Source organism: Bacillus cereus, from assembly GCF_007678085.1.
Taxonomy (GTDB): domain Bacteria; phylum Bacillota; class Bacilli; order Bacillales; family Bacillaceae_G; genus Bacillus_A; species Bacillus_A cereus_BE.
In genome coordinates this window covers 1406820-1419547 of record NZ_VEDW01000001.1, presented here as the reverse complement: position 1 = coordinate 1419547, position 12728 = coordinate 1406820, and the positions used below count along the sequence as shown (strand labels likewise).

Genomic DNA, 12728 nt, shown 5'->3' with positions numbered 1-12728 from the left:
TCGGACGGTATTTTTATCGTTATGGTAGCATTTGTTTTTGATCATTCGGATATCCAGCTGTCGGTGCGTTAGAACGATTGGAATGATTGCGAACAGCAATGAAAATAGAAATAATAACGACAAGACCAACTGCCACGTAAGAAAGTGAAATAATAGTTGGATCGACTTTAAATGTAGTAAGCAGTGTACGAATGTTTGTAAAGATAATAAGGCCACCAACTAATACGCCAAGTAAATGAGAAGGAACGATGCGTACTAGCCACGCAGCGATTGGTGCCGCAACGATACCACCGAGCATGAGAGAAAATACCCAAACCCAACTTACTTGTTCCCAGCCAAGTGAAATGAAAAATCCAATTGTTGCAGCAAGTGAAACAGGAAACTCACTCGTATCTACAGATCCGATAACCTTTCTAGCTTCATTTCCTCTTGCTAAAAGTACAGGCGTCGTAATCGGACCCCAGCCACCACCACCAGTTGAATCAACGAATCCAGCAAATAAGCCAAGCGGAACAAGCTGTTTAGCAGACATACGTTTATTTGAAGTAACAATTTGTTTTTGAATGAGGAATCGTAATAAAATATAAACCCCTAAAGTAAATAAAAATACGGAAATGTACGGTTTAATTACATCACCAGGTAAATTGCTTAAAAAACATGCCCCAATAAATGCGCCAATTGCTCCTGGTAATGTAAGCCTGGAAACTGTATATTTATCAACGTTTCCAAATTTGAGGTGAGATGCACCAGAAGCTGCGGTTGTAACGACTTCAGCTAAATGAACAGATGCGGAAGCTACAGCCGGTGCGATACCAAACATTAATAATAGTGAGGTAGATGTTACCCCGTACGCCATACCAAGTGCCCCATCAATCAATTGAGCGAAAAATCCAATAATAGCAAAGACAATTAATTTCTGCATAAAAAATCCCCCTGTAATAATAAATGAAAAAGGCACTTTTCCCGTATGAGAAAAGTGCCTTTGGTTTTTCCAATCAGCAATAATTAAATTTGTTTCATTATAATACATATTAATCGTATAAATCAACTAGGTTTTAAAGTTTTTTGAATTGAATGAAAGAAAAATAAAATATACAATAAAAGGATGGAGTGAAAGGGGAGAAAGACATGTTACGATTTGATCATCTCGTACACGCAGTACATAGTACACCGGAGGAAGCTGCAAAACAAATGCAGGAGCGTGGATTTCATACTGCAATAGGCGGGGAGCATACTACTTGGGGTACTTGGAATAGTTTATGTTATTTTGATTTATCATATATAGAATTTTTAGCAGTTCAGCATGAAGATAAAGCGAAGAAAGCAGAAAATCCATTAGTACAAGAAACAGTAGTGAAATTACAAGACGGAGAAGGAATGCTACAAATCGCAATCCGAACAGATGCCATTGAAGAGCTAGCAGTTAAGTTTAGTAAGTACGGTTTACATACGATAGGACCATTTGAAGGAAAACGTATAAGGAAAGATGGCCGCCTTTTAGAATGGAAAATGTTATTTGTAAAGCAAGAAGAGAACGGACCGAAATTACCTTTCTTTATACAATGGAATGAAACGGACGAAGAAAGAAGAAACGATTTACGTAACATAGGAACGATCACTGAACATAAAAACAAAGTACAACAAATTGAAACGATTCATTACGCACTGAAAAATGTTCGAGAAACAGTGCGGAAATGGAAAGAAGTAATGGAGCTAACTGCAAGCCAGATCGTGAAAAATAAAGAATGGAATGCGGAGTGTCAAAGTGTATCGTTTGGAGATATTCATGTGCAGTTTTGTGAACCAATTGGAGAAGGGCTAGTACTAGAACGATTGAAGTATCATGGCGAATATCCATTTGCAGTGGAGTTTAAAGGGGAAAATAAACGAGAACATGAAGTGTTAGGTAGTTTGTACATATATTGATAGAGGTGAACGTTGTGAAGGGAATGCTTAGAGAGATAGAGAGAAAACTAGAATGGCCTCGTATTGTAAAATGTACAGCTATTTCAAAAGGTTTTTCACATGAAGAGAAATATAAAATAGAATTAGAAAATAGAGTAACATATTTTGTGAAAGTATGTGATGCTGTTCATTTTGAACGTAAACAAGAAGAATGTACGTATATGAAACAATTAGAGTCATTACATATTCCAACGCCTAAATTAATTCATTTCATAAAGCTTGAGGAATTAAATAAATGTATTCAAGTATTTGAATGGATCCAAGGTGTAAATGGTGAAGAAGGTTTAGGGAAGCTATCCGTGGAAGAACAGTATCATGCAGGAAGAGAAGCAGGAGAAGTGTTAAAGAGAATCCACTCAATAGAAAGAGAAAGTGCAAGTAATAAATGGGAAACAGTTCGATGGAATAAATACGAAAGATATATAGAAGCATTAGCAAACTATGAAATAGATTTCCTTGATTTGAAACCAGTATTAAGTTTTGTAGAGGAGCATAAACGATTATTGAAAAATCGTCCAATCACTTTTTTACACGATGATTTCCATCCAGCAAATAGTATGATTCATAATAAGGAATTTATCGTTATCGATTTTGGTGGATATGATTTTGGTGATCCAATACACGATTTTTATAACGTAGCGATTTTTACTATAAGAATAAGTAAACCATTTGCGGTTGGACAAGTTCACGGTTATTGCGGAGTCGAACCATCGCTTCATTTTTGGCAACTGTACTCCTTATATGCAGCAATGACATTCCCAGCGGATATCGTATGGACAAACCGAAGCACACCGCATTTAGTAGATGATATGAAGGAAAGATTGAACGGGATTTTAGAAGATCATAATCATTTTTCATCCTATATTCCAAAATGGTATCAATCACAACATGAGGATATAATAAACTATAAGTAATGGAGGGATTCATATGGATAAAATAGCAGTAATTTCAGATATTCACGGTAATATTCCGGCATTAGATTCTGTACTTAAAGATATTAAAGTAAGAGGAATTGAACGCATTATTTGTCTTGGAGATTTAGTCGGAAAAGGTCCTCATTCTAGCGAAGTAATTGAAATCATTCGTAAAGAATGTGATGGAGTTGTAATGGGGAACTGGGATGATTTTATTACAAAACCGACTGAATTTGAGGCGTTAAAATGGCATCAAAAACAATTATCGGAAGAACAAAATGACTATTTAAGAAGCTTACCATTTTCAATCGAATTTTATATGAGCGGCAAACTGATTCGTATGTTTCATGCTTCACCGAGAAGTTTATATGAAAGAATTCAACCGCACGCTTCAAGAGAAGAGCGTGTTAGTATGTTCGAAAACAGTGAGCTCACCGAGAATATAGAAGGAGAAAGAAAACCAGATGTCGTTTGCTACGGTGACGTTCATCAAGCATTCGTTCAAAATTTCAGAGGGAAAACGTTATGTAATGCTGGTAGTGTTGGAAACCCGCTTGAAATTACACAAGCTTCCTATTTAATATTTGAAGGAACATACAATGAAAAAGAAGCCGCAAACTTTTCCATTCAACTCGTACGTGTGCCGTATGATATTGAATTAGCTATCAGACTAGCAGAAGAACTCGATATGCCAGAAATTGAAGAATACAAACAAGAATTACGGACTGCTTTATATCGAGGTTTTAAGGGGAAGTAGGACAATCATAATATATCAACGGTTTTTCAAATATATCTATCGTAACTTAAAATATATCAACGATTTTTTCGATATATCGACTTACCGACAAATAGTGACATAAACTCTTGCTCATAATAATATTATGTAAATTAATTGTAGGAGGAATATCATGAACCGAAAAGAACGAATCACAGAAATTGCAGATCACATATTAAAGCTAAACTTAACCCATCCAACAAGAGTTGGAGTAAGTGGTATTACAGCTTCAGGAAAAACAACATTTGCAAACGAGCTAGCGGAAGAAATAAAAGAACAAGGAGTACGAGTAACACGCGCCAGCATTGACGATTTTCATAATCCGAGAGCAATTCGATACGCGCAAGGAAAAGAATCTGCAAGAGGGTATTATGAAGATGCACACGATTATACAGCTTTCAAAGAAAGATTATTAAAGCCTTTAGGGCCTAACGGGAATTTACAATATGATACGATTTCTCATAACTTAATAACGGATATACCTGTCCATAATGGGCAGCTATTGGCTCAACCTAATATGGTACTAATAGTAGATGGGACGTTTCTATTGAAAAAAGACGTAGAGCATTTATTTGACTATAAAATTTTCGTAGATACAGATTTTGAGATTGCGAGAAAACGTGGTGCAAAGCGCGAGACTGAGGCTTTTGGAAGTTATGAAGAAGCTGAGAAAATGTTTTTAAACAGATATCATGCGGCCTGTAAGATGTATATAGATGAGCATAATCCGAAAGAGTGTGCGGATGTTGTATTTCAGAATAGTGATTTTCATGATCCCGTAGTTGTATTTAAAGGAATTTAAAATCGTTTATATAGCAAAAAATCGTGAAAGGAGATGCTTTGGATGGATCAAAAAGAGAATCCGAACGATTGTCCTGTATGGGCGAATGAGTCAGTAGAGATAGTGAATGCAAATCCTGATTGGCAAAATAAAGGCCGATGTGAAGAACAGCAACTATATGAACTGCTTGCTCCTATCGGAATAAGCAAAGTAATACATATAGGAAGTACATCCATACCTGGTTTACCAGCAAAACCTATCATTGATTTAATGGCTGAAATAGACTCATTTGATAGAGTACTACATATTTCAGCAAAATTGGCTATATATGATTGGCATTATGTAGGCCCAGAATTGGATGAAAGACCTTGGAGAAGGTTCTTTGTGAAAGTTAAGAATAATAGGCGTGTAGCGCACCTGCATTTGATGGTTAAAGGAACTGAGCGATGGGAGCAACAACTTTTATTTCGTAACCGCTTACGAGAAAATCCACAATTAGTTTATGAGTATTCAAATCTTAAACAAGATTTAGCCAAAAGATTTAACCAAGATAGAGAAGCCTACACAAAAGCTAAAACAGAATTTATTAAGCAAGTTCTAAAATGATTTAATTTTTAATTGTAACTACGTTTAAATATAAAAGAAAAAACATACTTTGTTTTATAACTTAAACTAATATGAAATGCATGTAAACAAAGTGAGAGGCTGCGATGTTCTAACGTATTTCCTTTTATTTATCATGATAAATTATATATAATTGAATCAAGTTCATAGAAAGATAGGTACAAAAACGATTCTAAAAATAGACTTGATTTGATGAAAAAAATTAAAGGGAATAAGGCGAAAATATGTTAATAAAGTACAAAGGGGACAGGAAATATAATGAATGAAGTATTAGAATTAAAAGAAGAACTACTACAAATTAAAAATAATAATTATGCTGTACCAGAAGACGTAGATGCATATCCATATGCGCAGTGGATGTTAGATTATATTGGGTCACCTGATGCTGAATTACGTGATGATTTAATTTATAGTACGCTTCATAAATGGATTACAAATGATGTATTTAGACAAAAAGAGTTAAGAGGACTAATGCTACAAGCAATTAGCCCTGATTATTTATTTTATAAAATTGGTGAAAAGGGAACAGATTCTGTATTTAAACGTGCGTTCTCTGTATTAATCCCGCCACTTATTTTATCGGTTCATGAAAGAGAGTCGCTATTATCTGAAGAACAACTATACAGCGTGGCAGAACAAGTGCTGGAATATGTCTATTTAGAAGAGGATGTAAGGGGTTACGTAGAAGGAAAAGGATGGGCACACTCTACTGCACATGCTGCTGATGCACTCGATGCGTTAGCTCGTACAATACAAAATCGTGAATTTTCATATGCAATACTAGCTGCTGTTCGTCAGAAGGTTCGCTTACATGACTACGTATACATCCACTTTGAAGATGAGAGATTAGTAGCGCCAATTATGTCGTTACGTAATCAAAATCTTTTAACAGAAGAAGAGTGGAGCAACTGGTTACATAGTATAGCAATCGTTGAAGACATCCCGCATCCTCAGTATGATATTTTAGTACAAAATATTAGAGCTTTCTTAAGAAGTTTATATTTTAGAGTTTTAGAGACAGAGGGTGGCACAGCCTTTACAGATGATATATTGGAGACTTTGAGGGTTTTGCGTAGGTATTAAAAATGCTCCAGCCTTAGAAACCAAGAATAAATATTAATTTTGAAAAATTTATTAGAAATTTATTTTTACATTGTACCCTTTTAGTATAGTCTGAAAGGGGTGTCAAATGAAAAAAATATTGAGGTTAGTGAAAATAATTTTTTTAATGTGTATTAGTATTATTTTTTTTGGTACAGGTGCTGTATTTATATATCATAACTGTCAATTAAAAATGGAATCGAAATTAATGAACAATAAAGGTGAACTTGTTAATTTCGATAATAAAAAAGTGAATGTTTATAATGAGGGGAGCGGGGAAGATACGTTTGTATTTATGGCCGGATCTGGAATTGCCGCTCCTGTTTATGAGTTGAAAGGCTTATACAGTAAATTTTCGAAAGAAAACAAGATTTCTGTAATTGAGAGAGCTGGTTATGGATACAGTGATGTTTTTCAAGATGATAGAGATATTGATACGATACTAGAACAAACAAGAGAAGCGCTTATTCGAAGTGGGAATAAACCACCATACATCTTAGTACCACACTCTTTATCGGGTATTGAGGCCATTTATTGGGCACAAAAATATCCAAGTGAAGTAAAAGGGATTATTGCGTTAGATATTGGTTTACCTAAACAGTACGTGACTAATAAAATAGGTATGGTTGATTCATTAAAAATAAAAGGGATGAATATTTTAACGGAAATTGGTTTTCAGAGATTAGCTCCCTCTATTACTTATAATCCCGAAGTCATTCGTCAATCCTTTTTAAACGAGCAGGAAAAAGATGTTTATAAAGCGCTTACGTATAAGCGGGCTTTTAATGATGATATGAAGCAAGAACTTTTACAAAGCTACAATAACGGTAAAAAATCAAATTCTTTATCGATCCCAAAAGAAACACCTATGTTATTTATAGATGCAATTGCTAGGCAATATAAAGATTCGAAGTATACAAAGCAAAAAAACAAAGATTATAAGGAGTTTGCTAGCAAGTTATTAATAGCTGATGTAAAAATAATTGAAGGTACACATAGTATTTATTTATATGCTCCTGATGAAATATACAAAATTGCTATGGATTTTATTAAGAATAAAGTAGTGAAGAACTAAACAATTGTAACTTTAGCGATGAAAGGCTTACATAATGAAAGTATATAACATATTAATTGTTGAAGACGATTTGATTATAGGAGATTTATTACAAAAAATTTTACAGCGTGAGAAGTATAGTGTGTGTTGGGAGAAAGAGGGAAGGAAAGTTCTTGATATAATTCATGAAATAGATTTAGTCGTAATGGATGTTATGTTACCAGGCGAAGATGGTTATCAAATTACAAAGAAAATAAAAAATCTAGGATTAAATATTCCAATTATATTTCTATCAGCAAGGAATGATATGGATAGTAAACTAAAAGGTTTGACCATTGGAGAAGAATACATGATAAAACCTTTTGACCCTAGAGAGTTGTTGTTAAGGATTCAGAAAATGTTAGATAATCAATATGGTACGTTCACGCAAATTAACCATTTATTTATAGATGCAGAATATAAAAGAGTTTTTATTAATGATTTGCGTAATGAAGTTGCTTTTACAGCAATTGAACGTAAAATATTCTTTTATTTATATGAAAATAGAGATAGAGTTTTATCTAAAGAACACTTCTATGATTACCTATGGCAACTGGAAGATAGAAATCAAAATATCATGAACGTACATATAAAGAAAATTAGAACCAAAATTGATGATAAAACAGGTGATATTATTCAGAACATATATGGAGAAGGGTATAGATTAAATACCTATATGAAGAAATGAATTTAAAGAAAAAATATCAGTTACTATTATTCTCCGCTATTATTAGCGTACCACTGTTATTGTTATCAATTAGTATCTTAGTATCAGTTATTTATAATGTTGTCTTTAAAACTAAAAATCAGAACATTCCTTTTCACGAATCCTATGCATATCCTACGATGTTAATCATATTTTTATTATCACTATTAATATTAGCTTTTGTATTTTCAAAATCGATTAACACAGTATTAAATAAAATTAATGTATTAAATCAAACGATTCGAGATTTAGCTAGTGATAAAAAAATCCCTAATATAATAAATGTTAAAAGCGATGATGAAATGGGAGAGCTGATTAAATCAGTGAACTTGCTTATAGAAAGAACAACTTATCGAGAATTAGAACTACAACAACAGGAACAAATAAAAAAGGAACTATTAAATAAATTACGGCATGATATTAATACACCCTTAACAGCGGTCAGATTACAATTATATTGTTTAGAAGGTGAGTACAAGGAACAAGCACCAGTACTTGAATCAATGTATGAGCAGATACAATATATAAGTGATTTAACTAACGAATTTAATATTCAATCTACAGAGACCTTAGAGAATACTTATATTGTGAATGATGAAGTTAATATACATAATTTAATAGAAAATATGATTAAAAAATGGAGCTATTTGTATAGCATTCATAAAATTGAATTAGTATATAATCCACAAGATAAAGAGTTGATATGGAATAGTAATGAGTTATGGATTCAAAGGTTATTTGATAATATTTTTCAAAATGTCCTAAAACATTCAAAAGCTAAAAACCTCAAAATTATTATAGATGAAGATATTGTTTCTTTTAGAGATAATGGGATTGGGTTTGATATAAATAGTAAAGGTACAGGACTTGGTTTGAAAAATATTGAAGATATATCAAAGATGTTCGATATAAAATACACTTTACAATCAAATAGTGAGGGTACTATGTTTTCATTTGAAAATACTCAAAAGAATATTTAAATTTCTAGTGTAAGTTTTATTAGTAACATCTATCAGGTCGTTACAGAACCAAAAACTTTTAACTAAAGAAGAGTGGAGTATGTTTTTTACACAGATGATATATTGGAAATTTTGAAGAAACGGCATAGATATTAAAAAAGGCCATCGAATTAGAGCGTGTGCTTCTTCACCGGATTCCATCATAAAACAGCATATAAATAAAGAATAAGATTTTTTAAACGATCATTTCTGTGGGTTCCCTACAAAAATGATCGTTTTTGTAATTGAAATTGAAATTTTAGACTTAACTATACACGAGCTTATATGTAATAACAAATGTATTAAATATGTAATTGTGGATGTTCTTCATATAAACTATTCACATACTGTTTTAAATTCTTGATGAACAATAAAATATCTGGACTAGCCATTCTAGCATGTAGAAGATGAAATATATTTCCTTTCCCAATTTCAAATTCATCGGAAGTTAAAGTAATAGGGATATTTTTAAAAACATGCCATGGGAAATATAAGTGTACAAAAGTTTCTCTAAAATATATACCTGATTGACAAATTAATACTCCATCAGATCCTTTCCCCATATTCCCAAGGACAGATGTATCTAAAAAAGCAACGATTTGTTCTTCTTTTGGAACGATAAATCGTGCCTCAATTGCTTTTAACTTTTTGTCTGAAATATGAGTGTCTACAAATAATCCATTATCAGGCTCTAATAATTCATTGTACGTTTCAAATAAAGAGCAAATTGATTTTATCTCATTAATTTTTATAACTGGATGTATATCATGTTGTTTTGAATTTTGGAATGAATTCGTAAGGGCTATAAGTAATTCTTTAAATAACAGTGGGGGATAATCACTCCCATTAATATTGAAACTTTTTTGTGCATCAAAAGATAAGAAACCATCTTTATCGATTTCAATTTGTTGCACTTCATTTAATTGATCCCATTTCAAACTTCCTTTACCTAATAACCAATTTTTCCAGTATAAACCCGAACTTGTAAAGTAAACACCATACTTGCCTGATCCAAATAAATTACAACTTAAAAAAGCAATAATTTGATCATCCATTGGTATTGAAAAACGTTTTTGGGCAATTGATAAGAAATCTTTAGGGATTCTAGTAACATAAAATCTAGATTGCTGATACTCTAAACAAATATCAGTTAAACGATTAATATTTATATTCACCTGAATCATTCTCCCTTTTATATTTCGTCTCGATCTATTAAATTATAAAGTTATCAGGAAAATATTAACACTTAAATTTACCTTAAATTAAGAAGTAAAGTCTTGTTAAGTTAATCAAAAATTACATAAAACCAACACATCCCAACCATACTAATAAAATGTGTGGAGGTGAATGTTATGGACAATAAAGACTTTGAAAAAGTTTACAATGATTATTTACATCAAGGAGAAGAGCAAGCTCAATTTGAAGTAAACCATGAAGTCAATTCAGGAGCAGAACAAATTGTTGCCGTGCGTAAAAATGATGATGGTGATTTAATAGCGTTTAAAACAAGTAGCGGGAGAGAGTTAGATTATATGACTGCTCTTAGTGAAGCAAAATCAGGGAAGTTAGCTCATGTGGATGTATTTCATAAGTATGGCAGAGATATTATACGTAGTGAACCTGATGGAATAAAAGAAAATAATTTAGATAATTTACCTTCATTTTAAACGGGTAAACCTCAAGAAGAGAATGTTCATTTGGGTATTCTCTTCTTTGTGTTGCGAAGTTTTCCTTGCGAAAAGAAGGTTCATCTTTAATGGGCGATCATACTTTTAAAGAGCGCTCTAAATTTCTCTTTATCTTCTGCTGTAAATGGTTTCGGTCCCTTTGTGCGCTTACCACTTTTTCGAACCATTGCACTTAAATATCGTGTTTGTAACAATTGTTCAATGTTATCATTCGTATACTTATAGCCTTTATGGTGTAGAACGATACAGCCTTTTGCTAATGCAAGCGAAGCAAGACCGTAATCTTGCGTTACGATTAAATCTTCTTTTTTTGCTAACTGCATAATTCGGTAATCTGCAGCATCTGCTCCAGAATCAACATAAATTGTTTCCACACCTTTAGGTTGCTGAGCATTAGAATAATGAGAAAAGCTAGTAACGAGGGTTACAGGGATTTCTGCATTCGTAGCCTCTAAAATAATCACATCTTTTACAGGACAAGCATCTGCATCAACGTAAATTTTCATTTTTATCACTCCTATGACTAGGTTCGAGTTGATAATAATGGTAGATTTAGGTTTTGTCAAACGAAAAAGCTTTATCTCATGTTATTTTCCACAAACTAAAATAGCCTCACGCAAACGAGAAATACCTTCCTCAATTTGATCAATATTCACTTTTCCATAAGATAAACGAATATAACCATCTTTCGCACCGAAAATACTACCGGGCATAAAGGCGATTTCTTGTTTTAAACTTTGCATAATAAGTTGTTTTTCGTTTATCGGTTCGTTTAATTTTCCCCATATGTATATACCACCGGTAGGATTAGAAAAAGAGATTTTGTCGTGAAGTTGCTCATTTAAGGCGCGAACGATAACGTCTCTTTTTTCTGCTAATTGTTTTCGTAACGGTACGATATGAGACTGAAATGGTACAGTTTCGAAGAATTGTTGCATAAGCCACTGCGGGAAAATGCTCATACCTAATTCCATTTGGTGCCTTGCGTCCGATAATCTTTCTACTACAGACTGCGGAGCGACAAGCCAGCCAACTCGTAAGCCTGGTGCAATCATTTTTGATAAGGAATGCACATAAATGACTGTCCCGTTTTCATCAATCGATTTCAAAGTAGGGCAAGGTTGTTTTTTTTCTAACGTAAGTAAACTAGACGGATCATCTTCCACAATCGCAATGCGTAAATCTGCGCAAAGTGATAACAGTTTTTTTCTACGGTTTGGATGAAGCATTGTGCCCGTAGGATTTTGGAAGTTTGGGTTTAAAAAGATCATTTTAATACGATGCTTTCTATATAATTCTTGCACATCGTCTGGATTAATACCGTGTTCATCGACAGGTAACGGAAAAATACGAATACCTGCTGATTGGAATAACGGTAAGGAATAACAGTGTGAAGGACTTTCGAAAGCGACCGCATCACCTGGATTTAATAAACATTGTACGATAAGGTGAAGTGCTTGCTGTGCGCCAGATGTAATCATAATGGATTGCTCAGTCGCTTCAACTTTTAAATATTCCTTCATATATTTTACGACCGCTTGTCTTAGCGGGAGATAGCCTTGCGGATGATCATAACTTAATGAATGTGTTAACGGTTGTTCTCGTAAAATCGTTTGTAGTTGATCGTGAGGATAGAGGTTACAACCGAGCTCTCCATTTGCGAAATCAATGATGTTTTCATTTTGTTGTACTTCCGCACGAATATGACGAAGTAAAGGTAAGTTTGGTAAGAAAGTGCCACCTTCTACGAAATTTCTCCAGTTCGGCGTTAATGTTGGAGAAACACCCCACATATGTGTACTTACACGTGTCCCTTTACCAGTCGTACTTTCTACAATTCCCATAGCACGTAGTTCATTATAAGCAGTCGTTACCGTACTTCGGTTTACATTTAACTGTGTAGCTAATTTCCGTTCGGAAGGAAGGAAGCTACCAGGTGGAAGCTCTCCGTATGTAATACGTTTCTCAATAAAGTCAACTACTTGCTGATAAATAGGGATTTTACTGTCGTTATCTAGCTTCCATTCCATACAAACGCCTCCGCATCTCTTATATACATTAAGTATAACAAATTGGCTGGGTA

General features: G+C 33.5%; 14 protein-coding genes. 10 read left to right on the top strand and 4 right to left on the bottom strand.

Annotated elements, in window-relative coordinates:
* Positions 1-19: 19 nt before the first annotated feature.
* Entirely contained in the window at positions 20-1030 is a 1011-nt protein-coding gene (locus FS742_RS07325; protein ID WP_144611798.1) for a sulfite exporter TauE/SafE family protein, read from the bottom strand.
* 98 nt (positions 1031-1128) lie between these two features.
* On the opposite strand from FS742_RS07325, the gene FS742_RS07320 reads away from it, so the two are divergent.
* The 9 genes from FS742_RS07320 (at position 1129) to FS742_RS07280 (ending at position 8939) form a co-directional block, all read left to right on the top strand.
* Positions 1129-1926 carry a VOC family protein gene (locus tag FS742_RS07320; RefSeq protein ID WP_144611797.1) on the top strand — a complete coding sequence of 266 codons (798 nt, stop codon included), beginning with the start codon at positions 1129-1131 and terminating at the stop codon, positions 1924-1926.
* Between the two features lie 14 nt (positions 1927-1940).
* Positions 1941-2879, top strand: a complete 939-nt coding sequence (locus tag FS742_RS07315) for an aminoglycoside phosphotransferase family protein (RefSeq protein WP_144611796.1) — start codon at positions 1941-1943, stop codon at positions 2877-2879.
* A 13-nt stretch (positions 2880-2892) separates the two neighbouring features.
* A complete protein-coding gene (locus FS742_RS07310; protein ID WP_144611795.1) occupies positions 2893-3636 on the top strand; it encodes a metallophosphoesterase family protein in 744 nt (247 codons plus the stop codon).
* 151 nt (positions 3637-3787) lie between these two features.
* Positions 3788-4456: a nucleoside/nucleotide kinase family protein gene (locus tag FS742_RS07305; RefSeq protein ID WP_144611794.1), complete on the top strand. Its 669-nt coding sequence runs from the start codon at positions 3788-3790 to the stop codon at positions 4454-4456.
* A 42-nt stretch (positions 4457-4498) separates the two neighbouring features.
* Positions 4499-5041, top strand: coding sequence for a GrpB family protein (locus FS742_RS07300; RefSeq protein ID WP_144611793.1), 543 nt, complete (start codon positions 4499-4501; stop codon positions 5039-5041).
* Positions 5042-5317: 276 nt separating this feature from the next.
* On the top strand, positions 5318-6142 hold the full coding sequence (locus tag FS742_RS07295) for a DUF2785 domain-containing protein (protein ID WP_144611792.1): 825 nt from the start codon (positions 5318-5320) through the stop codon (positions 6140-6142).
* Between the two features lie 106 nt (positions 6143-6248).
* Positions 6249-7235 (top strand): alpha/beta fold hydrolase, encoded by a 987-nt coding sequence (locus FS742_RS07290; RefSeq protein WP_000722771.1) that lies wholly within the window; start codon positions 6249-6251, stop codon positions 7233-7235.
* Between the two features lie 34 nt (positions 7236-7269).
* Positions 7270-7941, top strand: coding sequence for a response regulator transcription factor (locus tag FS742_RS07285; protein ID WP_000870368.1), 672 nt, complete (start codon positions 7270-7272; stop codon positions 7939-7941).
* A complete protein-coding gene (locus FS742_RS07280; RefSeq protein ID WP_001049596.1) occupies positions 7938-8939 on the top strand; it encodes a sensor histidine kinase in 1002 nt (333 codons plus the stop codon). The genes FS742_RS07285 and FS742_RS07280 overlap by 4 nt, the downstream gene beginning before the upstream one ends.
* A 320-nt stretch (positions 8940-9259) precedes the next feature.
* Here FS742_RS07280 and FS742_RS07275 read toward each other — a convergent pair whose 3' ends face one another.
* The gene (locus FS742_RS07275) at positions 9260-10132 is read right to left on the bottom strand and encodes a hypothetical protein (protein ID WP_144611791.1); all 873 of its coding nucleotides are present in this window, start codon (positions 10130-10132) and stop codon (positions 9260-9262) included.
* A gap of 177 nt (positions 10133-10309) precedes the next feature.
* Between FS742_RS07275 and FS742_RS07270 the strand changes: the two genes are divergently transcribed.
* Complete coding sequence (locus FS742_RS07270; RefSeq protein ID WP_144611790.1) at positions 10310-10624, top strand: DUF3892 domain-containing protein; 315 nt, start codon at positions 10310-10312, stop codon at positions 10622-10624.
* Between the two features lie 86 nt (positions 10625-10710).
* Here the strand turns inward: FS742_RS07270 and FS742_RS07265 are convergent, their stop codons facing one another.
* Both FS742_RS07265 and pdxR read right to left on the bottom strand, forming a co-directional pair.
* Positions 10711-11151: a YaiI/YqxD family protein gene (locus FS742_RS07265; RefSeq protein WP_000708779.1), complete on the bottom strand. Its 441-nt coding sequence runs from the start codon at positions 11149-11151 to the stop codon at positions 10711-10713.
* Between the two features lie 81 nt (positions 11152-11232).
* On the bottom strand, positions 11233-12675 hold the full coding sequence (gene pdxR, locus FS742_RS07260) for a MocR-like pyridoxine biosynthesis transcription factor PdxR (protein ID WP_088009374.1): 1443 nt from the start codon (positions 12673-12675) through the stop codon (positions 11233-11235).
* Positions 12676-12728: the final 53 nt, after the last annotated feature.

Excerpts from the sequence above, each read along its gene's own strand:
- FS742_RS07280 (WP_001049596.1), top strand. The coding sequence starts at position 7,938 with ATGAATTTAAAGAAAAAATATCAGTTACTATTATTCTCCGCTATTATT.
- FS742_RS07305 (WP_144611794.1), top strand. The coding sequence starts at position 3,788 with ATGAACCGAAAAGAACGAATCACAGAAATTGCAGATCACATATTAAAG.
- FS742_RS07310 (WP_144611795.1), top strand. The coding sequence starts at position 2,893 with ATGGATAAAATAGCAGTAATTTCAGATATTCACGGTAATATTCCGGCA.
- pdxR (WP_088009374.1), bottom strand. The coding sequence starts at position 12,675 with ATGGAATGGAAGCTAGATAACGACAGTAAAATCCCTATTTATCAGCAA.
- FS742_RS07265 (WP_000708779.1), bottom strand. The coding sequence starts at position 11,151 with ATGAAAATTTACGTTGATGCAGATGCTTGTCCTGTAAAAGATGTGATT.
- FS742_RS07285 (WP_000870368.1), top strand. The coding sequence starts at position 7,270 with ATGAAAGTATATAACATATTAATTGTTGAAGACGATTTGATTATAGGA.
- FS742_RS07270 (WP_144611790.1), top strand. The coding sequence starts at position 10,310 with ATGGACAATAAAGACTTTGAAAAAGTTTACAATGATTATTTACATCAA.
- FS742_RS07325 (WP_144611798.1), bottom strand. The coding sequence starts at position 1,030 with ATGTATTATAATGAAACAAATTTAATTATTGCTGATTGGAAAAACCAA.
- FS742_RS07300 (WP_144611793.1), top strand. The coding sequence starts at position 4,499 with ATGGATCAAAAAGAGAATCCGAACGATTGTCCTGTATGGGCGAATGAG.
- FS742_RS07320 (WP_144611797.1), top strand. The coding sequence starts at position 1,129 with ATGTTACGATTTGATCATCTCGTACACGCAGTACATAGTACACCGGAG.
- FS742_RS07290 (WP_000722771.1), top strand. The coding sequence starts at position 6,249 with ATGAAAAAAATATTGAGGTTAGTGAAAATAATTTTTTTAATGTGTATT.
- FS742_RS07295 (WP_144611792.1), top strand. The coding sequence starts at position 5,318 with ATGAATGAAGTATTAGAATTAAAAGAAGAACTACTACAAATTAAAAAT.